The organism is Paenibacillus sp. G2S3 (assembly GCF_030123105.1).
Taxonomy (GTDB): Bacteria; Bacillota; Bacilli; order Paenibacillales; family Paenibacillaceae; genus Paenibacillus_AQ.
In genome coordinates this window covers 3,758,032-3,781,824 of record NZ_CP126095.1, presented here as the reverse complement: position 1 = coordinate 3,781,824, position 23,793 = coordinate 3,758,032, and the positions used below count along the sequence as shown (strand labels likewise).

At 41.8% G+C, this 23,793-nt stretch carries 27 protein-coding genes and 2 pseudogenes; 22 read left to right on the top strand and 7 right to left on the bottom strand.

Annotated elements, in window-relative coordinates; genetic code table 11:
• The first annotated feature begins 2 nt into the window (after positions 1–2).
• The 4 genes from hflX to glnA all read left to right on the top strand — a co-directional run bounded on the left by hflX (position 3) and on the right by glnA (position 4,535).
• Positions 3–1,292: a GTPase HflX gene (gene hflX, locus QNH28_RS16525; protein ID WP_283907654.1), complete on the top strand. Its 1,290-nt coding sequence runs from the start codon at positions 3–5 to the stop codon at positions 1,290–1,292.
• A gap of 133 nt (positions 1,293–1,425) precedes the next feature.
• Positions 1,426–2,679: a methionine gamma-lyase family protein gene (locus tag QNH28_RS16520; RefSeq protein ID WP_283907653.1), complete on the top strand. Its 1,254-nt coding sequence runs from the start codon at positions 1,426–1,428 to the stop codon at positions 2,677–2,679.
• A gap of 83 nt (positions 2,680–2,762) precedes the next feature.
• Entirely contained in the window at positions 2,763–3,173 is a 411-nt protein-coding gene (locus QNH28_RS16515) for a MerR family transcriptional regulator (protein WP_042128355.1), read from the top strand.
• Positions 3,174–3,206: 33 nt separating this feature from the next.
• Positions 3,207–4,535, top strand: a complete 1,329-nt coding sequence (glnA, locus tag QNH28_RS16510) for a type I glutamate--ammonia ligase (protein ID WP_042128352.1) — start codon at positions 3,207–3,209, stop codon at positions 4,533–4,535.
• Positions 4,536–4,651: 116 nt separating this feature from the next.
• Here the strand turns inward: glnA and QNH28_RS16505 are convergent, their stop codons facing one another.
• Positions 4,652–4,882 carry a tyrosine-type recombinase/integrase gene (locus tag QNH28_RS16505; protein ID WP_481858393.1) on the bottom strand — a complete coding sequence of 77 codons (231 nt, stop codon included), beginning with the start codon at positions 4,880–4,882 and terminating at the stop codon, positions 4,652–4,654.
• A gap of 377 nt (positions 4,883–5,259) precedes the next feature.
• Between QNH28_RS16505 and QNH28_RS16500 the strand changes: the two are divergent.
• The 3 genes and pseudogenes from QNH28_RS16500 to QNH28_RS16490 form a co-directional block, all read left to right on the top strand.
• Positions 5,260–5,556, top strand: a pseudogene (locus tag QNH28_RS16500) (Holliday junction resolvase RecU); the annotation flags it as partial.
• A 491-nt stretch (positions 5,557–6,047) separates the two neighbouring features.
• Positions 6,048–6,326 (top strand): hypothetical protein, encoded by a 279-nt coding sequence (locus tag QNH28_RS16495; RefSeq protein ID WP_283907650.1) that lies wholly within the window; start codon positions 6,048–6,050, stop codon positions 6,324–6,326.
• 334 nt (positions 6,327–6,660) lie between these two features.
• On the top strand, positions 6,661–6,834 hold the full coding sequence (locus tag QNH28_RS16490) for a LexA family protein (RefSeq protein ID WP_283907649.1): 174 nt from the start codon (positions 6,661–6,663) through the stop codon (positions 6,832–6,834).
• A gap of 931 nt (positions 6,835–7,765) precedes the next feature.
• Here QNH28_RS16490 and QNH28_RS16485 read toward each other — a convergent pair.
• Both QNH28_RS16485 and QNH28_RS16480 read right to left on the bottom strand, forming a co-directional pair.
• Positions 7,766–8,173 carry a hypothetical protein gene (locus tag QNH28_RS16485; protein WP_283907648.1) on the bottom strand — a complete coding sequence of 136 codons (408 nt, stop codon included), beginning with the start codon at positions 8,171–8,173 and terminating at the stop codon, positions 7,766–7,768.
• 247 nt (positions 8,174–8,420) lie between these two features.
• A complete protein-coding gene (locus QNH28_RS16480; protein ID WP_283907647.1) occupies positions 8,421–8,669 on the bottom strand; it encodes a DUF3951 domain-containing protein in 249 nt (82 codons plus the stop codon).
• 256 nt (positions 8,670–8,925) lie between these two features.
• Here QNH28_RS16480 and QNH28_RS16475 point away from each other — a divergent pair, with 256 nt between their 5' ends.
• From QNH28_RS16475 to QNH28_RS16440, 8 genes and pseudogenes are all read left to right on the top strand, one after another.
• On the top strand, positions 8,926–9,228 hold the full coding sequence (locus QNH28_RS16475) for a YopX family protein (protein WP_283907646.1): 303 nt from the start codon (positions 8,926–8,928) through the stop codon (positions 9,226–9,228).
• A gap of 181 nt (positions 9,229–9,409) precedes the next feature.
• The gene (locus QNH28_RS16470; RefSeq protein WP_283907645.1) at positions 9,410–9,640 is read left to right on the top strand and encodes a hypothetical protein; all 231 of its coding nucleotides are present in this window, start codon (positions 9,410–9,412) and stop codon (positions 9,638–9,640) included.
• Between the two features lie 336 nt (positions 9,641–9,976).
• Positions 9,977–10,261, top strand: a complete 285-nt coding sequence (locus QNH28_RS16465) for a hypothetical protein (protein ID WP_283907644.1) — start codon at positions 9,977–9,979, stop codon at positions 10,259–10,261.
• Between the two features lie 159 nt (positions 10,262–10,420).
• Positions 10,421–10,708 (top strand): hypothetical protein, encoded by a 288-nt coding sequence (locus QNH28_RS16460; protein WP_283907643.1) that lies wholly within the window; start codon positions 10,421–10,423, stop codon positions 10,706–10,708.
• 33 nt (positions 10,709–10,741) lie between these two features.
• Positions 10,742–10,942: pseudogene (locus tag QNH28_RS16455) on the top strand (sigma factor-like helix-turn-helix DNA-binding protein); the annotation flags it as partial.
• Between the two features lie 728 nt (positions 10,943–11,670).
• A complete protein-coding gene (locus tag QNH28_RS16450) occupies positions 11,671–11,874 on the top strand; it encodes a DUF5316 domain-containing protein (protein ID WP_283907642.1) in 204 nt (67 codons plus the stop codon).
• A gap of 69 nt (positions 11,875–11,943) precedes the next feature.
• Positions 11,944–12,444: a cupin domain-containing protein gene (locus tag QNH28_RS16445; RefSeq protein ID WP_283907641.1), complete on the top strand. Its 501-nt coding sequence runs from the start codon at positions 11,944–11,946 to the stop codon at positions 12,442–12,444.
• A complete protein-coding gene (locus tag QNH28_RS16440; protein WP_481858322.1) occupies positions 12,441–13,223 on the top strand; it encodes an MBL fold metallo-hydrolase in 783 nt (260 codons plus the stop codon). Before QNH28_RS16445 ends, QNH28_RS16440 begins: the two co-directional genes overlap by 4 nt.
• A gap of 124 nt (positions 13,224–13,347) precedes the next feature.
• Here the strand turns inward: QNH28_RS16440 and QNH28_RS16435 are convergent, their stop codons facing one another.
• The 4 genes from QNH28_RS16435 to lexA all read right to left on the bottom strand — a co-directional run bounded on the left by QNH28_RS16435 (position 13,348) and on the right by lexA (position 15,912).
• The gene (locus QNH28_RS16435) at positions 13,348–13,926 is read right to left on the bottom strand and encodes a hypothetical protein (RefSeq protein WP_283907639.1); all 579 of its coding nucleotides are present in this window, start codon (positions 13,924–13,926) and stop codon (positions 13,348–13,350) included.
• Between the two features lie 221 nt (positions 13,927–14,147).
• Positions 14,148–14,528 carry a hypothetical protein gene (locus QNH28_RS16430; protein ID WP_283907638.1) on the bottom strand — a complete coding sequence of 127 codons (381 nt, stop codon included), beginning with the start codon at positions 14,526–14,528 and terminating at the stop codon, positions 14,148–14,150.
• 147 nt (positions 14,529–14,675) lie between these two features.
• Positions 14,676–15,014 carry a L,D-transpeptidase gene (locus tag QNH28_RS16425; protein WP_283907637.1) on the bottom strand — a complete coding sequence of 113 codons (339 nt, stop codon included), beginning with the start codon at positions 15,012–15,014 and terminating at the stop codon, positions 14,676–14,678.
• A gap of 271 nt (positions 15,015–15,285) precedes the next feature.
• Positions 15,286–15,912 (bottom strand): transcriptional repressor LexA, encoded by a 627-nt coding sequence (lexA, locus tag QNH28_RS16420; RefSeq protein WP_042188849.1) that lies wholly within the window; start codon positions 15,910–15,912, stop codon positions 15,286–15,288.
• 296 nt (positions 15,913–16,208) lie between these two features.
• On the opposite strand from lexA, the gene QNH28_RS16415 reads away from it, so the two are divergent.
• The 7 genes from QNH28_RS16415 to rnz all read left to right on the top strand — a co-directional run bounded on the left by QNH28_RS16415 (position 16,209) and on the right by rnz (position 23,659).
• On the top strand, positions 16,209–16,622 hold the full coding sequence (locus QNH28_RS16415; RefSeq protein ID WP_283907636.1) for a LysM peptidoglycan-binding domain-containing protein: 414 nt from the start codon (positions 16,209–16,211) through the stop codon (positions 16,620–16,622).
• Positions 16,623–16,732: 110 nt separating this feature from the next.
• Positions 16,733–16,942 carry a DUF896 domain-containing protein gene (locus QNH28_RS16410; RefSeq protein ID WP_042128334.1) on the top strand — a complete coding sequence of 70 codons (210 nt, stop codon included), beginning with the start codon at positions 16,733–16,735 and terminating at the stop codon, positions 16,940–16,942.
• A 49-nt stretch (positions 16,943–16,991) separates the two neighbouring features.
• Positions 16,992–17,519, top strand: a complete 528-nt coding sequence (locus QNH28_RS16405; protein ID WP_283907635.1) for a hypothetical protein — start codon at positions 16,992–16,994, stop codon at positions 17,517–17,519.
• 33 nt (positions 17,520–17,552) lie between these two features.
• Positions 17,553–18,338, top strand: coding sequence for an HAD family hydrolase (locus QNH28_RS16400; RefSeq protein WP_283907634.1), 786 nt, complete (start codon positions 17,553–17,555; stop codon positions 18,336–18,338).
• A 261-nt stretch (positions 18,339–18,599) separates the two neighbouring features.
• Positions 18,600–19,031, top strand: a complete 432-nt coding sequence (locus QNH28_RS16395; RefSeq protein ID WP_283907633.1) for a FixH family protein — start codon at positions 18,600–18,602, stop codon at positions 19,029–19,031.
• A gap of 179 nt (positions 19,032–19,210) precedes the next feature.
• Complete coding sequence (gene metH / locus QNH28_RS16390; protein ID WP_481858392.1) at positions 19,211–22,588, top strand: methionine synthase; 3,378 nt, start codon at positions 19,211–19,213, stop codon at positions 22,586–22,588.
• 144 nt (positions 22,589–22,732) lie between these two features.
• Positions 22,733–23,659 carry a ribonuclease Z gene (gene rnz, locus QNH28_RS16385; RefSeq protein ID WP_283907631.1) on the top strand — a complete coding sequence of 309 codons (927 nt, stop codon included), beginning with the start codon at positions 22,733–22,735 and terminating at the stop codon, positions 23,657–23,659.
• Positions 23,660–23,793 lie beyond the last annotated feature (134 nt).

Here is a 23,793-nt window from a genome sequence, read left to right as displayed (position 1 = left end):
ACATGGCAATAACTACGCATGATACGGAAACAGATGTACAAGATCGAGCGATATTGGTAAGTCTCGTCACAGATAAAATTAAAGGAACGGGAATTGATCCAGAGCTTTCACTACAGGAATTAGTGCAATTAGCCGAAACGGCTGGTGTTGAAGTTCTGGATGTGCTGCGTCAAAACAAGGAAACGCCTGATTCTAGATGGTTTATTGGTAAAGGTAAGGTAGAAGAGCTACGGATGGCTGCTGATGCTCTCGGGGCTAACACAGCTATCTTTGATCAAGAATTGTCCGGAGCCCAAGTACGGAACCTTGAGGAGGCTCTGGATCTTAAGATTATTGACCGGACGCAGCTTATTCTGGATATTTTTGCGGGGCGTGCGAAGACGCGAGAAGGGATTATTCAGGTAGAGCTGGCACAATTGTCCTATCTGTTACCTCGGCTATCCGGCCAAGGGAAGAACTTATCCAGATTAGGTGGAGGCATTGGTACCAGAGGTCCGGGTGAAAGTAAACTGGAAACCGATCGCCGGCATATTCGTGATCGGATTACGGAGCTGAAACGCCAGCTGGATGAGGTTGTTAAGACTCGTGAGCTGCATCGGGAGCGTCGCCGCAAGGCGGGAGCGGTGCAAGTTGCACTTGTTGGGTATACGAATGCAGGGAAATCAACGCTGCTTAAGCAACTAACCGATGCGGATGTCTATATTGAAAACCAGTTGTTTGCCACACTGGACCCTACTTCACGTGTACTTGAGCTAGCAGGTGGTAAAGAGGTTGTGCTTACGGATACTGTAGGCTTCATTCAGAATCTTCCGCATGATCTTGTCGCATCTTTCCGTGCAACGCTAGAGGAAGTCAATGAGGCCAATTTGGTGCTACATGTGGTGGATGCCTCTTCACCAATGCGTGAGGAGCAGATGGAGATTGTCCAATCCATCTTGCAGGATCTTGGTGCATCTGGTACACCGCAAATCGTACTTTTTAATAAAATTGATCTATGTCAGCCTGAGCAACTGGAAATGCTGCCTACAGGTACAGGGTACTTGAAGATCAGTGCATTTAACCCTGAGGATTTAACTCGGATTACCGAAATGATCGCCGATGAACTGGCTGGAGACACACTCAACTTCCGCATTCCCGGAGACCGTGGCGACATTTCTTCCTTGCTCTACAGGGTGGGAGAGGTTCTGGAAACGACTTATGATGAGAACGATGTGCTCTATAACGTTCGTCTTAATAAAGAGGACTATGACAAATGGGGTTACATGCTTGCTGAGTTTGTGGACCAGCAGTAATCTTGTTAGTCATTCCCAAAGTGGAAATGCTTCGTTTATAGGTATAAAATAATAGCTAATCTAGAAAGCGTCAGTTTACTGCCGCTTTCTGTCATTATGATGGCAAGTAAATGTAAGGAGAGAATAAGAACGAATGGTAGTTTTTGCAGAGGATATTTTGAGCGCGGCAGAGGCCGCAGAAGTTGAAATAGAAGGCGCTGTCAAAGCCCTTGATCGTATTGTAGATAAGAATCAGTGGAAGGTTATAGAAGCGTTTCAGCGTCATCAAGTCAGTGATTTTCACTTTGCCGGTTCAACGGGGTATGCGTATAATGACCGTGGCCGTGAAGTGTTGGATCTTGTCTATGCTGACGTTTTTGGTGCGGAATCTGCTCTGGTACGCCCGCATTTCGCTTCAGGAACACATACTATATCAACAGCCCTATTTGGTGTACTGCGTCCAGGAGATGAGCTGCTATACATCACAGGACGTCCGTACGATACCTTACATAAGGTAATTGGTCACACAGGGGATGGGACAGGTTCTCTCGCAGATTTCGGAATTACTTACCGAGAGGTTGATCTTACTGCAGATGGCAAGATCGATTGGGATGAGGTAGCTCTCGCTATTAACGAAAATACTAAAGTGATTGGAATCCAAAGGTCACGAGGATATGATTGGCGTGCTTCTTTCACAGTAGCTGAAATTGGTGAGATGACTTCGAGGGTAAAGGTGTTGAAACCGGAAGTGATTGTCTTCGTAGACAATTGTTATGGTGAGTTTACCGAAGAGCTTGAGCCTCCACAGGTTGGTGCGGATCTAGTAGCAGGATCGTTAATTAAGAATCCAGGTGGGGGTATTGCTGAGACGGGCGGTTATATTTGTGGCCGACAGGAGCTTGTGGAATTGGCAGCTTATCGATTAACCGCTCCTGGCATAGGTGGTGAAGTTGGGGCTATGTTAGGAACAACTCGTGGGCTTTACCAAGGGTTGTTTATGGCTCCTCACACGGTCGGACAAGCTTTAAAAGGGAGTATTTTTGCTGCATCCGTATTTCAGCGCTGCGGGTTTGAAACAAAGCCAGCATGGAACGAGCCTCGTACAGATCTGATTCAGGCGGTTTCCTTTGACGGTCCAGATCACTTAATTGCCTTTGTTCAGGGCATACAACGGGCTGCGGCTGTAGACAGCCATGTAGTACCAGAGCCTTGGGATATGCCTGGTTATGAACATCCAGTTATTATGGCGGCAGGTACGTTTATACAAGGTGGAAGCTTGGAGCTATCTGCAGATGCGCCTATACGAGCTCCTTATATTGGCTATATGCAAGGCGGGTTAACCTATTCACATGTTAAATATGGCGTTTTGATGGCACTTCAAAGTATGCGTGAAAGAAAATTGCTGTAAGAATATCTCACATACCATTGACACGCTACATTAGGAAATGTACAATGAGATCAGAAAAAGATCATTGGAAGGTTGGATGAGTCATGGGTGATGAAATCCGCAGAAATATGGCACTATTTCCTATTGGAATTGTAATGAAGCTGACTGATTTGTCCGCGAGACAAATTCGTTATTATGAGCAGCACAGTCTGATCGTACCCGCACGTACGTCGGGGAATCAGCGTTTGTTCTCTTTTAATGATGTTGAGCGCCTATTAGAAATTAAAGCTCTGATCGAGAAGGGTGTTAATATTGCTGGCATTAAGCAAGTAATGAATCCTGTCTCTAAGGAATCCGAGGAAGCTACTGTTATTACCCCTGATACAGAGGTAAGACGTAGAGAGTTATCCGATTCCCAGCTTCACCGAATGCTGAAGCAAGAACTAGTTTCCGGTAAAAGACCGGGACAAGTGTCTCTGATTCAAGGTGAGTTATCCCGGTTTTTTAATAAATAATAATATATAGAAGTTCGAAAGGGAGAGGATCACATGAGCTTTTCTAAAGAGGATATTTTACGCATTGCCAAGGAAGAGAATGTTCGTTTTATTCGTCTGCAATTTACGGATCTATTAGGTACTATTAAGAATGTAGAGATTCCAGTTAGCCAATTGGAAAAAGCGCTTGATAATAAAATGATGTTTGATGGTTCTTCCATCGAAGGTTACGTACGGATTGAGGAATCTGATATGTATCTCTTCCCTGACCTTGATACATGGGTAATCTTCCCTTGGGTGACAGATAGTCGTGTAGCGCGTCTGATTTGTGACGTCTACATGCCAGATGGTACACCTTTTGCTGGAGACCCGCGTGGTATCCTCAAACGTTGTCTGAAGGAAGCAGAAGAAATGGGTTTCACAGCTATGAACGTTGGACCAGAACCTGAATTCTTCCTATTCAAGACAGACGAAAGAGGCAATCCTACTACGGAATTGAACGACCAAGGTGGATACTTTGACTTAGCGCCAACGGATTTAGGGGAAAACTGTCGTCGCGAAATCGTACTGACCCTTGAAGAAATGGGCTTTGAAATCGAAGCTTCCCACCATGAAGTAGCTTCGGGCCAGCATGAAATTGACTTTAAATATGCTGACGCGATTACTGCTGCTGACCAAATTCAAACCTTTAAGCTCGTCGTGAAAACGGTAGCCCGTCAACACGGCCTGCATGCAACTTTTATGCCTAAACCATTGTTCGGTATCAACGGATCTGGTATGCACGCTCACCAATCCTTGTTTAAAGGCAAAGAAAACATGTTCTACGACGAAAGCGACAAGCTGGGTCTGAGCAAAACTGCACGTTACTACATGGCTGGTATTTTGAAGCACGCTCGTGCTTTTGCCGCGATTACTAACCCAACAGTGAACTCATACAAACGCCTTGTTCCTGGTTATGAAGCACCTTGCTACGTAGCTTGGTCTGCAAGTAACCGTAGCCCAATGATTCGTATTCCGGCTTCTAGAGGTCTTAGCACTCGCGTTGAAGTTCGTAACCCGGACCCAGCAGCTAACCCTTACCTCGCACTTGCTGTTATGTTGAAAGCAGGTCTTGACGGAATTAAACGTAAGCTCGATCTTCCAGCTCCAATCGACCGTAACATCTATGTGATGTCTGAGGAAGAGCGTATTGAAGAAGGCATTCCAAGCTTGCCATCCGATTTGAAAGAAGCTCTTAGCGAAATGATCCGCAGCCATGTTATTACCGAAGCTCTCGGCGAACATGCTCTGGCTCACTTCTACGAGTTAAAAGAAATCGAATGGGATATCTATCGCACACAAGTTCACGAGTGGGAAAGAGCGCAATACATGACTCTTTACTAGTAGAACTTTCAAACCCTTGGCGCCTTTGGCGTTGAGGGTTTTTTGTGTATGTGCAAGGATATGAGATATTGTAGTGGTTTTGAGCGCCCCCGTAATGCCCCCTAAAAATGTAGTGATCATTCGAGTATATTTCTCATATTAGCTTCAAATTTCTCCATACTGCTTTCATTTATTTTCTTTGGAATATGTGTGTATGTGTCCGCTGTGATTCTCATACTACCGTGACCTAAACGTTCTTGTACGTACTTCATATCGTTACCAGCCTCAAGTAAAAGGACAGCATGAGTGTGACGAAGAGAATGGTTCGGCATGAAATTACCATCATCTCTACAAAGTACTAGATTCAAGTTGTGCTTGTATAACTCATACCAAACTAATTTGTTCTGGTTCTGATGTTTAAAATGTTGTTTCAAATCTTGAATAAGAGATGTGCTTATTTGTATTGTTCGTTCTGAATTAAAATCTTTGTATCCCCGAAAAGTTCCTCATCACTATCAGCGGAAAAATCCAGTGTTTTGTTAATGGTTATCATACCTGTTTCAATTAATACACGATAGAATTTCCAATAAAAATAATCATATTGGTGGGCAACTCTAAGAAACGCAGGTATATTTTCGGATTCTATAAATTTTAAATCTTTAGGTTTTACGTAACCTTTTATTGTGACTCACTTACACGGATTTTTCTCTAGTTTTTCTATGCTCAAGGAAATAGAGGAGCAGCATTTGAAAACTTAATCAATTCCACGAATGAATCCTATGAGAATAGAGAATTGGCTGTTATCAATAAACGAGCCACGCCCGTAAAGGTAACTAAGAGCAAAGGATCCAAAGTACATGCGGGATACTTCGAGGCTCAAGCAACAGTTGACTATGACGGCATCTATCGTGAACGAGCCGTATTTTTCGAAGCGAAGTCTATTCAGGAGTTAGATAGATTTGATTTAAAGAACGTTGCAGATCATCAATATGAACACTTGGATATGTGTCATAAGTTCGGTTCGCACTATGCTTCGTCTTAGTAGAGTTTAGAAAACAACGTAAAACATACCTTTTACCCTTCACAGCATTATCTGCATACAAGGTTGAGGCTTCCAAGGGTGGACGGAAAAGCTATGACGCTGGATAACTTTGAAATTGACGCATTTGAAGTTAGGACAGGCCGTGTCCCTCTTGATTATTTGGCTGCAGTAGATAAAATCCGGTTTGCGGAAACGGCACGGTCGTTGCGCTGAACTTGGCGCACCAGTGAAAGATAGAGAATATCGGTTGTCTTTATTTATCGCGTTCAAACTAAAGATGATTATAGGTATGTACCTTTTTACCATAGACAAGCCCATGAGATTGACCGTAAGAAAACTAATCATTTAGAAGAACGAGTACTACAACAGAAAGAAGACAAGGAGGCGGGTATAATTGGCCATCAGACATTTTGGAAGCCTGAGAAAAAGACTAAGGAGAAAAAAACTAGTAGTTTAGGTCATCACAAGAAGGTAAAGAAAGAAGTGCCAGAATGGAAGAAAATCTGCTAGCTGACCATAAGCCTGGTAAGAATTCTAGTCAGCGAAATGAATTTCCTGATTCAGTAGTAAAAGCAGCCATAGAACGATCTAAAGGTATTTGTCAATTTTGTAAGAGAGTACGTTGTGAAACAACTCATCATGTCTTCGGGCGTGGTAGAGGTGGTCTCGGGGTACTTAGCAATGCATATAGTGCATGTGGAAACTGTCACATCAATATTGAAGCAAATGATGAGTTGAAAAGTGCAATTATTGAAGAATATCGTATTTAATACGGCGAATACTTCTGGTTTGATGAACAAGATTGGGACGAACACAATCACAAGCTAAATAAGCAGCTGGAGCTGGAAAAGGCAAAAGAAGAACGCCTGCAGGAGATAGAACCTTTACCTTATTTAATCATAACGGCTGCTGGCAGGGATCTCCGAGCAAAGGAAATTAGATTTCTGGAATCATTAGAAACCAAGGATCTAAAAACCTCCACTGCAATGTTTACTGAAGCTCTTAATGGCTATGCTGCCCAGGGTTCTTATCATCCAAATGACCGATTTGAAGTTTATAAAATTCTTATAACATCGAATAAACGTTATTTGTGGGGGGTTGAAGATGGAATTCATTTCGAAAAAGCAGCAAGCAATCATCGACTTTATTGATAATTTCTCATTTGAATTTCAATATCCGCCCAGTATACGCGAAATTGCAGTAGCCATGGGGCACCAGTCAATATCGACAACTCACGGTTTTATTAAGCGCTTGGAGAACAAAAAGCTCCTGTCCTAGAGGAGGCATAACCAAGAACCATAGTGCTCACCAGAAAAGGAATGAATCAGGTAATTAAGGCAGGAGCATCTGAGATAAATGCCAAGGCTGAGCTGTGAAACAAAAATAAGGGGCATAAGCCCCAATGACGGATAACAAGACATGGTTCTGTCAGTTCGAAATTTCTAATTGATCAGATAATAATTCTTTCTGACATATTTCATTCAGCCTGCAAATGCTATTCCATTAAACGCAGCATTTACCATCCATATTCCGTTTCTCCCAATTTCTAAGTCTGAGTATAAAAAAGTGAATAGCGAATTTGACCATTTGAAACAGTAGGAATATCGGGGAAATCACCTGCGGTTATGGAGATTGTGGATGCTGTACTCTCTATAGGACCCGGACGGACTTGCGATTCATAGATTAGTGTGCCAGAACCAAGGATTCCGTTTCTTTCTATAACGACTATATAGTAATGAATCTCCTGTCAAAGTAGGTGACCAAGTAAAGGTAAGGCTCCCTACATATAACGGACACATCGTTATCTGCAGCGGACCTGTAGAATACCGGACAGAGGATGTAGGCTGCTACGGACACGGTTACGGCATCAACAATCCGCAAAGAGGATTTACGTATCTCAGTAGCATTAGCAAATCTACAACAAAAATGATAATTATACGGCCGTTAGGCCATCGTCCGACAGCATAAACCCAGCAATGCGGGGGCCGTACCAGATCATTAAGGGAGTAGGAGTATCCCTCATCTCCCAAAGGCACAGTAGACGCAAACTGTTCACTAGCAAAATCCATAAGAGCTCGTTTAGAGGGTTCCAATATAAAAACCAACAGTGGTATTAAACTAAAAAAAGTCCTACTGTTGGTTTATTGAACTAACGTTTCCCGTTAGTTCGAAAAGCTGACCCATTAATTAGGTTATTCACCTAAAAACTCTAAAAACTTCCTTTCGGCTTTTCCCCAATTAAGCCAAACAAAAACATTTGAGAAAAAGCGAACCCTTTATACGTTTTCGATAGACATGTAGGAATTGTCAGATCAAGGTCCATGTAGGTGGTAAGTATCCGCTGTGTGAATTCTTTTTGATTCGTTAAGGAAGATTCCTGCAATTGTTTTGCAAACTCATTGCTTACGTTTTCTCTCCCGCCAAGCGCTTCTTGTAATTGGTACCCTGCCATATATAGTTCAGCAGCTATTTCTTCATCAACTCGCTGATGTTCAGCTATATAGGTCGAAATCCAGTCACGCACTAGTGACGAGGTATCTTTATTATTATCTTTAGCAACCTGTTGGAAACTCTCTTTCATGTCTTTTGATATTCGTATTTGTAAATTAGTATCCATTTAATTGATTCCCCCTTAGCTTGAATATGCTAATTGTAACTCAACCGTAATCACAATGTCAATACATTGTTATTACGACAATCAAAGCACTATTACCCTGCTTCATATGGTTCGTTACTCCGCTATTCTGTCCGTTAGCTTAATAAGTCTTTTTCATCGAGAGTTATAGTAATTGTTGCGCAGTACGAAGATACATGACATTAAGGGATAGTGGAGGTTACAGCACTCCTATCCCACATATTGCGAATTAGGGAAGAGAAGTTCGTTTTGATAACGAAATGATGTTTTTGTCCTTATCATCACCATGGTCCGCATTTTCTTCTACCTCTTTTTTCTCATCGTGAAACTCAACATGAGAATAGGCCGTGATGTAGTCAAATGGAGTGTAATTATTACTTGGTAATTTTCTTGTAAGTAATATCTTGACAATGATGATTCCTAATGAGAGATAGAAAATGGCTCCTACTCCAACCAACATGAATTGTACTAAGTTCATTGTTAACACCACCTTTGTTTGATTTTATAATTTAATGTTAATATTTACAAGTTTACCGAGATTTAATGCACATTACGAAGATACATGGACAGAGAGGGTTAATAGCCCTCCTCTCCCAAAAGGAGGATATAAGAGATAGTTTGGCTGTACTGAACTTATAAGGGGGCTGAGACCCCGATCAAAGGAGACTACTCATGAGAGAGATTAAGTCCGAGGGAAACGTAAAAATGGCGAGTGGATGTACGGCAGTTTGGTAATGAGCAGCGAGGGTGACACTCACATCATCGACCATGAGAGTTGGTATAAGTGGAAGGTTGATCCTGAAACAGTAGGTCAATACATCGGATTAAAGGATAAGTACGATCGGGAGATTTACGCAGGAGACATCCCACGTGATCCGACTGGTATAGGAGAAATAGAATGGGTTCAAGAGCATTGCGCGTACATGGTGTTCACCAAAAATCCGAGTAAATACCACCATTTGGAGTCAGATGGAAAGCTGTTACACACCGAAATCATCGGCAACATCTTCGAGAATCCAGAACTAATAGAGGTATAAGGGGGAGAAGAGGATATGAGCACAGCAAGCTATCAATTATCCGATAAGGCAGGCTTAAGCAACATCATAAATAAATCAATCTCTTCAAGCATTCCCGAAGTCCTTCATAAATAACAGCAACGAAATTATCCTTGAACCAAGAAATAATGTGTACTTCCGGCTGGAGGGAGTCAATACAGAGTTGGACTTCAAATGTAAGATGTTCGCGTGGGTAACGAGACTGATCTCTAAAGGATTGAATAAATACTGGGCACCAAAGGTTCTGGAAAGCTTTAACGAGGTGCTGGGCACAACCTTCAACAAGGATGAAATGTATGAAATCTATGACCGTTTAGGAAATGACATCAATCGAAAGCTGACTGAGCAGTTCATAGAATCTGGTTACGACATGGCGCTATTAAAGAGAATGTAATTCATAGGCCGTCAGGCCATCGAGTCAGAACGAAAAATCGCAGTGAAACAGGAGCCGGTACTCTTAGTTCTTAACCATTAAAGATATACCATAGTAATCCATAAGCTATTCCGAAGTAAGCAATCACACCCAGTAAAGAGATGGATAAAAGAATAATGATAACTTTTTTACCGTTCATAAAATTCACCTCTTAATTCGTTTAAAAAACCTCTCCCAATTTTTAGTGTAGGGGAGAGGCCAAGAAAGAAAGATTGGGCACAGCCCTCATCATCCAACTTGATTATAAATTAATAAATACTTACCATCAATTGATTTTATAACTGGAGGTCATACCTAATGAGCGATTGGTACTCAGGAATCAAAAGCAAGGAGATTGAATCTACAGGTGGTGGGCAAGGAAAGATTAAAAGCTCACAACTCACAGAGGAAGAGAGAGCAAACCTAGATTTGAAATATCCCAAACCTATTGGTAAGGCTGACGAGCGGCCATTTTATGATAAAGGGGTCAATAGAATGAGATACAAGGACACTCAAAAAGCATTGTCGGACGGGCATAGACAATTTATTTTTACTGCAAGCACAGGAAAACCTGTAAAAGTGCTGAAGTGGGGATCGAGCTAGGTGAGATTTAAGGATGCATATAACATGTATCCAATCAGCACAAACATGAAGATGTTCTCTATGATGGTGGAAGGTATTTATACAGAAAAAAGCCCTGATGCGTCAGGGTAATAGCAGCTTCTATCCTCTACCAAAATAATACCACAAAGGGGATTGAGGATGAACATCGCAAATAGTAAGGATCCTGTATTGAAGGTAACTGACTTAGGTCCTGCAACTGCTCTTAACTATCAATTCTCCCTCAAAGGCGCGGAGCGAGCATATAGGAAGGCTGATGCTGATGATAAAAAGGTGACTTCTGGAATGGAATCTGACTGTGAGTTTGTCATTGAGTGGCTGAATTCAGGACGGAGACCAGGGAAAAAGCGTGGAATTGAACGGCGAGCTGGCTATGAACGGGAAATACTACTGGATCCAATACGAATGAAGGCTTTCGCTTGTGATTAAAAGGCGGGAAGCCCAGCCAATCTTTCAGATGAACAACGGTTCCAATTAGAATATGCACTTAATCAATTAAGCGAACGAGAACGAGAATGCTATACTCTGGCACATGGTCAGTGCATCTCACATTCAGAATTAGCCAAAATGCTCGGCATTACCTACGGAAGCGTTAGCGAATATATTCAACGAGCGCAGCGTAAGATTAGCGATACCGTAGACTTTTTGAATATTAGTGTATAAAAACTGGCCAGGTCTCTTATGAGTGGCAAGTATGGAACGCAAACATCGGGTGAAGATGGGTCACACACCACAATTAACATATGGAAATTGTTGTGAATGTCTGTAATAGTGGTGGTTTGAAAGATACGTCGCAAATATGATTCAAGTTAAGCGAATGAAGTTTGCCAGTGTGTGATGGATTGTGAGAGTTATGTGAGCGGGATTCGGGATTGAGGGCTGGGAAGGTAACATTGCGGTTTAAATACTGAGATTCTAATGAAGGGAGCGCCTCGTGAGCAATGGCTGTTGGGGCGCTTCTTCTTTTTGAAGATTTACATGAGCTAAACGGAAAACTTCGTTAGATTAGTCGTCTGAATAGGCTATAGGTTCGCATACGAAGCCGCTATCGGACTCAGTGGACATTATACGCAGCTTTCCCCCTATATTTGGTTTGCTATCGGACCCCAATGCAGTTATTGGACTGAAAAGTACCCTATGTTATGCTCTTAAGAAGCAATAACGTCACTGGAGTCCGAAACCCTGCGCAGTAGGTGATTATTTGGCAAATAGCGTCATCTGGGTCCAAAATTCGCAGAAGAGGACTCTTTGCTGTTTGGGTCATAAACTAAGGAGATCATAGAAGTGCAATAATCCTAAAAATCCATTATTTAAATTTTTCCAATTAGATAAGGAGAATAATGTTAAAATATCTAATATATATCGAATACTTTCCTGGGAGGCGTAATAATATGCACATTTTCATATATATAGGATTAGCTTTTTTCGTGATTTCTGGTATATGTGTGGGCGGATTTACGACAGGTACTCAGCAAAGAGGGAATTTTTATTCGGAATCCAAAGAAGACCGTAAGATTAAAAACAAAGTAGCGAATTGGTCTGCTTTAGGAGGCGTTTTTTCATTAGTGGTTGCTGGGATCATTTATTTATTGTGATTTTTATTTACATAAAGTACCAAACGAATTATATTGAAAGAACAGCATAAACGATGAGGGGGGTTATATTTGGCGAAGATTTTTAATGAGAATACAGTTTCATTTAAACAGAAGTTATCTCCGATCCCTGAGTTTGCTTGGCATACGAGTGAGAGATTAGCTGAGATCGCTAATTCCAAACATCTAGTCTTCGACATAAGATCACTAGATCCAGATAAATATTCTTTTCCTTATCATTTTCATAGAAGCGCTGAAGAGATATTTGTAATTTTGACGGGAAAAGCGATGTTAAGAACTCCCGAAGGTTTTACCGAGGTTTCTGAGGGGGATGTGTTATTTTTTGAAATGGGGCTCGAAGGTGCTCATCAACTTTATAATCATACGGAAGTACCATGCCGGTATCTTGATCTCCGAACGAATCAGGGTATAGATGTTTGTGAATATCCAGACTCAGGCAAAATCAACATTCTCCCTTATCAAGAAATCTATCAGGCGGATCAGCAAGCGGATTATTATAAAGGAGAAGAGCAGGTAAGGGAGAAATGGAATGGAATGGAGGATCACACTTGATTCAAGATCGATGGTTCACAGTCACGAAAATTGATCCAATTACTTATGCAATCAGTGAATATGGACATTGGGAAAAGGTGCACTCTTTTTTGTTGTTAGGGAAAGAACAAGCGGTGTTGATTGATACGGGATTAGGCATCGATAATATAAAAAGAATAACGGATCAGTTAACGGATTTACCTATCGCTGTCATCACTACGCATGTGCATGCAGACCATATAGGCAGTCATGGACAATTTGAGACGATCTATGTTCATAAAGAGGATGAGGATTGGCTGATTAATGGAATACGAGGTTTGTCACTTGCCCAGATCAGAAAAGATATGAGCCGAGATATTACTCTTCCTGTTCCTGAGACGTTTGATCCTAATACGTATACACCTTATCAAGGGAGACCAACAGCTCTATTGCAAGAGGGAGATGTGCTTGATTTAGGCGGGCGTAGATTAGAAATTTACCACACACCGGGTCATTCACCAGGTCATATTAGCATCTTTGATCATGCCAACGGGTATCTGTTTACAGGGGATTTGTTGTATGATGTTACGCCAATTTATGCTTTTTATCCCTCTACTAGTCCGGCAGATTTAGTGGCTTCTTTAGAAAAGATTGCGCAAATTTCAAATGTATCTCAAGTATTCGGCTCTCATAATACGTTGGGTCTAGATCCAGCTATTTTGCAAGAGGTTATGAAGGCAGTTCGTGAATTACGTGAACGTGATCTAGTCGCTCATGGTACGGGCATTCATCAATTTAACGGATTTAGTGTGCAATTTTAAAATGAATGTTGGATGCAGCGAAAACGGCCCTCTCAAAAGGACCGTTTTTTTGTCATTCCTTAAGGTTTTCAAAATTTCTAATTGGGAAAAGTAAAGAGAAGTAATAAGAGGTGGGAGGGGACGTCTATTCGGATACGATCGACCTGAAGAATGCATGCAATTGTTGTACTTGGGAGAAGGCTTCTTTATACTGATTATCGGATTGTTGAATAGGTAATAAACCTGGCAAGAAGGAGATGCTATACACAGAAGTCCCATTGCTGTTTATATATATTTTAAGTGTAAGTTCCTCGATAACTCCTGCCTCTTCGTCAGCGTTATTAAGCACATTAATATTCGCACTTGAAGCAGTTGTTTTACTGTTTTGTTGTCTTTTAGATACTTTTGAAAGGGTAAGTGCGTTAACAACAATCTCTGATCCCATTACATTATCGAAGGAGTATAGCTTTGCTATAGCTTTTTTGCTTGTCTTCGGATCACTGCTACCTATGGCTATTTTCTTATAAGATTCGTTGAGCGCGATTAAGTGAGACTGATTGGGGGGGATAAATGTTTTGGTAAATATGATGTTAAAAGATGAGATTGCGTTTAACAGCCTAGAAAGTTCTGAAGAAGCAGATAGCTTTTTTAATTCTAGAATAACGGCGCTTAGAATTAAGGCTACTCCTATAATAGCAAACATGTACATCAAGAAAATCAGCATGTAATCACACCTCCTGTTATCTCAGTAGAGCAAGATTTATTGCTTATTGAAAGATATGCCTGAATTCTCTCTACTAGTATCTGTTAAAAGCGAAAATCGTGGAAATTTAGGAACGGCTTCTTTTTAGAAAAAAGAAAACACCCAGAGATCTGCCGATTCTGCAATCTGAGTGCAAAATTGGGGCAGATGCCTGAGTGCTTTTTAATATAATTACGTCGAAATTATAAGAAATTGAAGGCTGTGATTTGATCGGTATAAACAATTAGCTGTTTGTATTCGATCGGAGATTCATAATTAGCGTAGACTCTTACAGTAACCTCGTTTAGGACTACAAAGTTATAGCTGAAATTTTTATCGGGATGTTCTGCACCTAAATAAGATATGTATTCATCTACAATGACATCATCCATCAGAGATTTTAAGTCAAATACATCCTCTTTATTGGAGGCGGAAGGGGAGATCGTCCCTTGAATGCTGCCGAATGAGGTGAGCAGATTTACTTTTTTTCCACTAGCCTGATCGTTATTTAATAATAAGCCAGAGAGTTTAACAAGTGCATCGACTTTGAAATCGACGAGAGTTCTAATTTTTGAGTTGTTCAAAACTAAACACTTCCTTTCAATTTGAAATCCTGTTAACAATATTCGACATATAACCGCATAATTCCTAGTTCGTCATCAAAAATACTTAAATACAAACACACCCCATCCATGGAACTAGGAGTGAGGCGTGTTTATCTATGGATAGATTTAATTCCTGATCGTTACTTGTGTTCCAATCGGAACAATCGCAGCTAGTGCTAATACATCCTCATTGTACATACGAATACAACCGTGGGAAACCTCGTGCCCTATGGATGCGGGATCATTATTTCCATGTATCCCATAGTGAGGCTTAGATAGACCCATCCAAAAGACTCCAAATGGACCACCTGGATCGGGTTGTTTGTTAATGATTGTGAAATCACCTAATGGTGATTGAGTTAACATTTTACCGATTCCGACGGGGAATCCCCTGATCACAGTATCATTATCAAGAAGATAAAGCATACGCTGCGTCAGATCCACTATAATTCGGTAATTTGGCATTGCGCAACACTCCTTTCTAAATAGGATATGAGCAGGACGCCTAAACGGTTATTCATTAAAAATGGCCATTTTAATCAATGAGAACATATGTTCTAAAGAGGATTAGTTGAACAAAATAGCAGAAAAAGAGCTGTTCCACATTTGCGGAACAGCTCTTTTAAAATCTAAGAAAATATATATTTAATACAACACATTTTCCTTATACTTCTCGCAGAAACGGATACCATCCCTTAGAGGGCGGTATCCGTTTACGATTGGTAGGAGTGCATGCTTAGTGGATATCTCGAAATAATCCGATAACTCTGCCGAGAATGGTCACGCGATTAAGGCGAAGAGGCTCGTACGCCGGATTCTCCGGCTGAAGACGGATATGATCACGTTCTTTATAAAAGGTCTTCACGGTTGCTTCATCTTCTTCGGTCATAGCTACAACGATATCTCCGTTGTCAGCCGTTTGTTGTTGGCGAACAATTACATAGTCACCATTCATAATTCCTGCTTCTACCATACTGTCACCTTGAACCGATAACATAAATACTTTGTTATCTCCAACATAGTGAGTTGGAAGCGGGAAATAGTCTTCAATATTCTCAGTAGCAGTGATAGGAACCCCGGCGGTAACCTTACCTACGACAGGAATGCGAGCGACGGTTTGTGCGAAATGATGGACATTCTCGGAATCCTCTTGGCCAAGCAATTCTATCGCACGAGGCTTCGTTGGATCTCGACGGATAAGTCCCTTCTTCTCTAGCCGATCCAAATGACCGTGAACTGTGGAGCTGGAAGCAAGTCCAACAGCTTCACCAATCTCCCGGACGGAAGGAGGATAACCCTTGCTGCGGACTTCGCTACGTATAAATTCCAGGATCGCCAGCTGGCGACTTGAAATCTTTGACATTGGAATCAACCCCATATAGTAATGTTTGGGAAAATTATAACATAGAACTACCGTTCGCACAAACATAAGTTCTAACTATTATAAATATTAATTCGAAAGAGTTAATAAATGGTAGTCTCGTATTGATTACGTTTCCTTCATCTAAATGATAAGAGTGATTTTTTTATATGAATAATATGGTAAATATTAATTTCAGAAAAAAAGAGAACAATTGTTCTGAAATAGTATTGAACAAAACACATGTTCGTGTTATTATAATCTCAAAAGTAAGAACAAGTGTTTGGAGGATGATATTCATGTTAAAATACAGTACATACCGTAGCATCTACGATAAAGCCCCCGTGGTTGAATCTTTAGGACATAATCCTATTTCCCGAAATTCTGCTCAGATTAAAGAGTTTACAGAGCATTTGCTTCAAGGACTGATGCGTTTATTCCGGAGAGATTTTGTTATTAAGCTGACATTGATTATTGTGCTTGTACTATCAGGGCTTACAGTAGTAGGTAATGTATTTGCAGGATCTACTACTTTAATGAAAGATGAGAAGCGCGTAGTGGTTGAACGTGGAGATACACTTTGGAGTATTGCACTTGAGAATAAACCTTCTGATATGAAGACGGCTGTATATATAGAAGGAATTAAAAAATCCAACGGTATTAAAGGCAGTCAGATTAATGCTGGAGATATCCTCACTTTACCTATTTATTAATATTCTAAGAACATAATAAGAGGACATGAAGAGCTTGCAGGGAGTAAACCTTGACAAGCTCTTTTTCTCATGGCAGAGTTAGAATTAATTTATAAGGGGAGGGAAAGTTTTTGAATATTGATGAGTTGGTCGCGCGTATTAACGAATTGGCACGCAAACAGAAGAGCGTAGGCCTTAATCAAGAGGAAACGGCGGAACGCGCCAAGCTTCGTGAAATTTATTTGGGGAATATTCGCAATAACTTCCGAGCACAGTTGAATACGATTGAATTGGTCGATAATGATGAGCATGAACAAGGTAACAAGGGGCTTAAGCATTAACACCCTGTTCCTTTTCATAGATATTACTGGATGACTAGGGGGAACGCATATGGCCCGTTCTTGGGAAAGAATGGTTCAACGCAACACACAGCAAATTAACAAGCAAAGAAAGAAGCAGGGGAAGGAAACGATTTACGCATCTAGATCTAAGTCTCCTGGTAAGAACAGTGAAACCTTTAAAGGCCGTAATATTGCATTTCCAGTAGTGTTATTGGTGCTTGGTACTATGTTTTGGATGATTGGTTCAGTGGATCAGGCCAAAGGCAATGGTATGCTTATGAACTGGCTAGGAGTCGTTTTGTATTACTTACTGGCGGCGCTTCTGTTCTTTCGACGTCCGTACTTGAAGGTAGAGAATGCTAGACTATCTACTATAAAATTCAATCGCGAACGTTATCTGCCAGCTTCTGATATTGAGAAAATCATCCTTTCGCGTGGAGCTGTTGTCATTAAGCATAAAGGCAAACGCACGAAATGGATTTTTACCAGACTTATGAATCGTTATGATACAAATGCAATGGGGACTAGACTGGAAGCATTCGCAAAAGCTCACCAAATTGAAGTAGTTCACGATTAGAAATTAACCAGCCATGGGAGAGGGAGACCTGTAATGCCAATTTCCGCCGTACTATTTGACCTTGATGATACACTGCTCTGGGATGATCGGAGCGTCAATGAAGCATTTCGTTCTGCATGTGAAGCCGCCGGGGACACGATTGATCCACAAGAACTGGAACTTGCGGTGCGTAAAGAAGCCATAGGACTATATGAATCCTACGAAACGAACCCATTTACAAAAATGATTGGGATTAATCCGTTTGAAGCACTTTGGGGGAACTTTACTGCAGGTGAACAGCCGGAATTCCGTCAATTGGAGCAGCTTGCACCGGGATACCGTAAAGAGGCATGGCGTCGTGGTCTTGCAGCACTTGGTGTAGAGGACGAAGGTCTTGCTGAGACGTTAGCAGCTAAATTCGCAGCGGAGCGTAGAAATCGACCTTACATCTATGAAGAAACGATTCAAGTGCTTGAAGAGCTGAAGGGAAAAGTTAAGCTATTGCTTTTGACTAATGGATGCCCTGCATTGCAACAAGAGAAACTAGATGGCGTACCTGAAATCGTTCCTTTCTTTGATCACATCGTGATTTCTGGAAGCTTCGGCAAAGGAAAGCCGGATAAGGATATTTTTCTGCATGCTCTGGAGCTTCTAGATATTGCACCTGAGCAAGGGGTTATGGTCGGAGATAAGCTTACAACGGATATTCGTGGTGGGTTGGCAACAGGTTTGACTACGGTTTGGATTAATAGAAAAGGCAAACAGCCAGATCCGGAAATTCAGCCGGATTATGAAATCAAACATCTTGGAGAGCTTCTTTCATTGGTCCAATCTTTATAAAGTTGAGTAGAGGCTTACATTCATTTAAGCCTTATGAAGACAGTGAGTTCCTGGGTAACTAGGAGGCTTGCTGTCTTTTTTTGTATCTACATAATGCTTAGAAAGATTGCTGAGATTTATGAGTATATGATTTAAGTCACAAGAGTTAGGCTGAATTGATGCGAAATACTGAAAAACCAATAATAATGTGTATAATAGATGGAGAATGTATAACATGAATTGGTAGATTCATAGTATTCAAATCGGCTGGGAGGACTCTAAATGAAGATTTCAAGAACAATAGTTCCTTTATTATTAGGTGCAACACTTTTAGTACTGGGAGGATGTTCATCAGACCAAACCAAACAATCTGGAATACATAATATGAATATGAACATGGACATGTCTATGGAGCCTATCAAGGTCGAGTTACATTGGAGTCCTGAAGAGGTTGTTGTAAATCAGAAGGTGACCTTTGAGGCTGTGGTGACGCAAGAAAACTTAGCTGTGGATGATGCGAAAGAGGTTTTATTTGAAATTGTGAGGAAAGATGATGAGGAACAGAAAATTGAGCTTAAAGGGAAGCTAGTCGGTGATGGAATCTATCAAGCAGAAGGAGCACTTGCGAAAGAAGGACAATATATTGTTACATCGCATGTAACTGCTAGAACTCAGCATTCTATGCCTAATAAAGAACTCTCTGTGAAACCATAATTAAAAAGAATAGCAATTATAACCTGTAATTACAGATAATGCAGAGTGGAAAGGAAGGCTTTCCGAAATTCCTTTATTCTGCTAAACTTACTCTAATGTTTTACTGGGGGGACTATACGTTGGCTAAATATACACTTGAGGAAAGCTTACAACAAAGAATATTAATTCTAGATGGTGCAATGGGCACAATGATCCAACAGGTGCCTCTGACAGGTGAGGATTTTGGTGGGGAAGAATTAGACGGCTGTAATGAAATGCTAGTATTAACTCGTCCAGAAGTAATTCAGACGATTCATGAGCAGTATCTTGAAGCAGGTGCTGATCTCATTGAAACGAATACATTTGGTGCAACGTCTGTTGTACTTGCTGAATATGATATTCCGCAGCGGGCTCGTGAAATTAATCTGGTTGCAGCAAAGCTAGCTCGTAATGCCGTTGATAAATATGATACACCAGATCGTCCCCGTTATGTCGTAGGTGCAATGGGTCCTACAACAAAGACACTCTCTGTTACAGGAGGCGTCACTTTCCAAGAGCTCGTTGATAGCTACGAGGAACAGGCAGTGGCATTGATTGATGGTCAAGTAGATGCGTTATTGCTAGAGACCTCTCAGGATACTCTGAACGTGAAAGCTGGAAGTATAGGTATTCGAAATGCATTTGAGAAGACAGGCATCAAATTGCCAGTGATGATTTCGGGAACGATAGAGCCGATGGGTACAACACTTGCCGGTCAGAATATTGAAGCATTCTATATTTCATTAGAACATCTGAAGCCAATCTCTATTGGTCTAAACTGTGCAACGGGTCCTGAGTTCATGCGTGATCATATTCGTTCGCTTTCTGCAATCTCTTCAGCAGCTGTGAGTTGTTATCCGAACGCTGGGCTGCCAGATGAGAATGGACATTATCATGAATCTCCAGATTCTCTTGCACGTAAAATTGCTGCGTTTGCGGAAAAGGGCTGGCTTAATATTGCAGGGGGTTGCTGCGGAACAACACCGGAACATATCCGTGCTATGTCGGAGGCACTTTCACAATTTCCACCACGTCCGCTTGCAGGGAATCATCCACCGGCTCTTTCAGGGATTGAACCTATCTACATTGAGAACGACAACCGTCCTTACATGGTAGGTGAACGTACGAATGTATTAGGGTCGCGCAAGTTTAAACGTCTTATCGTCGAAGGCAAATATGAGGAAGCCTCAGAAATTGCCCGTGCACAGGTGAAGAGCGGTGCTCAAGTTATCGACGTCTGCGTGCAAGATCCAGACCGTGATGAGATTGAGGATATTAAGCTGTTTCTAGAATTAGTTGTAAAAAAGGTTAAAGTTCCTCTGATGATCGATACTACCGATCCTAAGGTTATTGATCTGGCGTTACAATACTGTCAAGGTAAGGCGATAATTAACTCCATTAACCTTGAAGATGGTGAAGAAAAATTCGAGCTGGTCACTCCTTTGATTCATAAGTATGGCGCAGCTATCGTTGTAGGTACGATAGATGAGACAGGACAAGCAATCAAGGCTACGGACAAATTGGAAGTTGCCAAACGCTCCTACGACTTACTCGTGAATAAATACGGATTAGCCGGAGAAGATCTTATTTTCGATACGTTGGTATTCCCTGTAGGAACCGGGGATGAGCAATATATTGGCTCTGCCAAAGAAACCATTGATGGAATTCGTCTAATCAAAGAAGCTCTGCCAGGTGTTCATACGATCTTGGGAATCAGTAACGTCTCCTTTGGATTACCGGAAGCGGGGCGTGAAGTACTGAACTCAGTATTCCTCTATGAGTGCACTAAGGCTGGATTGGATTATGCGATCGTAAATACCGAGAAGGTAGAACGTTATGCTTCTATTCCTGCTGAAGACCGTCGTCTTGCTGAGGAATTGATTTATAATACGAATGACGACACGCTTGCTGCTTTTGTAGCCGCCTTCCGTGGGAAGAAGATTGAGAAAAAAGAGAAAATTTCTAACCTGTCGCTAGAAGAGCGTCTGGCTTCATATGTGGTTGAAGGCACCAAAGAAGGGCTTATTCCAGACCTTAATGAGGCGCTTACCAAATCAGGACCTTTGGAGATTATCAATGGCCCGCTAATGGCCGGGATGTCAGAGGTTGGACGGCTGTTTAATAACAATGAGTTGATTGTAGCTGAGGTACTGCAAAGCGCTGAAGTGATGAAGGCTTCTGTTGGTCATTTGGAGCAGTTTATGAAGAAGGATGAGACAGCGGTAAAAGGCAAGATCATGCTGGCAACTGTAAAAGGCGACGTACATGATATAGGTAAGAACTTGGTGGAGATCATCTTATCGAATAATGGTTATCAGATCATTAATTTGGGTATAAAAGTACCACCGGAGACCATTATCGAAGCATTTCGTCGTGAAAAAGCTGATGCGATCGGATTGTCTGGCCTACTCGTAAAGTCGGCACAGCAGATGGTGCTGACTGCACAAGACTTACGCACGGCTGGGATTGATGTGCCAATTATGGTAGGTGGCGCTGCCTTGACTCGTAAATTCACCAAAACACGAATACGTCCAGAATATGATGGTTTAGTACTGTATGCTAAGGATGCTATGGATGGACTAGATATTGCTAATCGGCTTATGAACCCTGTTGAACGGGAAAAAATTGCCGAGGAAATTCGAGTGGAAGCAGAATCGGCAGTGGCAGTTGCACCTAAGCAAGAGCTTCCTACGCTAACTAGAGCCGTACGCTCCAAAATTTCTCCAGATGCGCCTGTATTTGTTCCACCGGATTTAGAGCGCCATGTCATTCGGAATTATCCATTGGGGCATATTATCCCTTATGTGAACATGCAAATGCTGCTCGGTCATCATCTAGGGCTACGTGGTTCTGTAGAGGCGCAGTTAGCTGCTGGTGACCAAAGAACTGTTGAGTTAAAAGGTACTGTAGATGACATTCTACATCAAGCGATGCTGGAAGGCACGATTACACCTCATGCGATGTATCAATTCTTCCCGGCACAATCAAGTGGTAACGATATTATCGTGTATAATCCACAGAATACAGCTGAGATTCTGCATACCTTTACTTTCCCAAGACAAGGTGTAGAGCCTTATCTCTGTCTGGCGGACTTCTTGAAGTCGGTCGACAGTGGAATTATGGACTATGTAGGATTTCTTGTAGTAACTGCGGGACACGGTGTGCGTGAGCTATCTACAGCCCTTAAGGATAATGGAGATTATTTACGCTCACATGCCTTACAATCTGTAGCGCTAGAAATAGCAGAAGGCTTAGCGGAGCGCGTTCACCACATGATGCGTGATACTTGGGGCTTCCCAGATCCTGCAGATATGACCATGAAACAAAGACATGGAGCAAGATATCAAGGGATTCGTGTATCCTTTGGTTATCCTGCATGCCCAGATCTGGAAGATCAGGGACCGCTATTTAAGCTATTATCCCCGGAGGATATCGGTGTTCACCTCACAGAAGGCTTTATGATGGAGCCCGAGGCTTCCGTTTCAGCGATGGTATTCGCCCATCCAGAAGCGCAGTATTTTAATGTAGAGAAGCTGTAAACCTTTCATTTATACACCCGGTCTGTAGGGGGATTGTATCCCTTTCAGCGGAACCTCCCGTAACTGGGGGGTTTTTTGCTGGAAGAAGGACGTTTAGAATAGATAAGAGATAGTTCAGCCAATAAGAAGAAGGGAGGAAGAGGGATGGAATTATATTTTTTAGGTACGAATGCAGGGGTACCAACTATACAACGCAATGTAACGTCTATTGCATTAAGACTACTGGAAGAACGCCGTAGTATTTGGATGTTCGATTGCGGGGAAGGGACTCAGCATCAAGTTCTTCGCTCACCGATTCGCCTAGGAAAGCTGGAAAAGCTATTCATTACTCACTTACACGGAGATCATCTATTTGGCCTTCCAGGTCTGTTATCGAGTCGTGGTTATCAGGGAGGGACTTCACCTTTATCGGTTTATGGCCCCCCTGGATTGAAAGCCTACTTAGATATATCTTTAGCTGTGAGCCAATCCCGGATTCCATACAAAATTGAAATTGTCGAGCATACAGGAGGAACGGTTTTCGAGGATGATGGATTTAAAGTTGAGGCCGCATTATTAGAGCATCGTATTGACAGCTATGGTTACCGGGTAACGGAAAAGGATAGTCCCGGTAGCCTCAATACGGAATTACTTAAGAGTTATGGCTTAAAGCCTGGACCGTTATATGGAAAATTAAAAAAAGGTGAAGATGTTATCACGGATGATGGTGTTCGTATCAGCGCGGCTGATGTTGTCAGAGAACCTAAAAAAGGTCGTATTGTTACGATCTTAGGTGACACGAGACCTTGTTCGGGAGCTTTAGCGCTCTCACTTCATGCAGACCTAGTCGTTCATGAAGCAACCTTTGCTCATGACCTGGCGGAAATGGCGTATCAATACCATCACAGCACAGCACGTCAAGCTGCAGAGCTAGCAAAGGAAGCCAAGGCAGGACAACTGTTGCTGACTCATTTCAGCTCTCGTTACAGCTCGTCTGAGGATTTGATTCCTTTACTGGAAGAAGCTGAGCTTATATTCCCAGAGACATTGTTAGCTGAGGAATTCAGTGCGTATCCGATTTATCGAAGATAAAATGGGTAATTGGGGAAATGATTATTTTCCGGGAAAGCGCAGGAAATGACAGTGCTATGCTAAAAAATGCTGGCTGAGTCTCTCGTTCGATTTCTTTCGACGAAGTGTGTTAGATTTAAAGTAATCACAGCGTA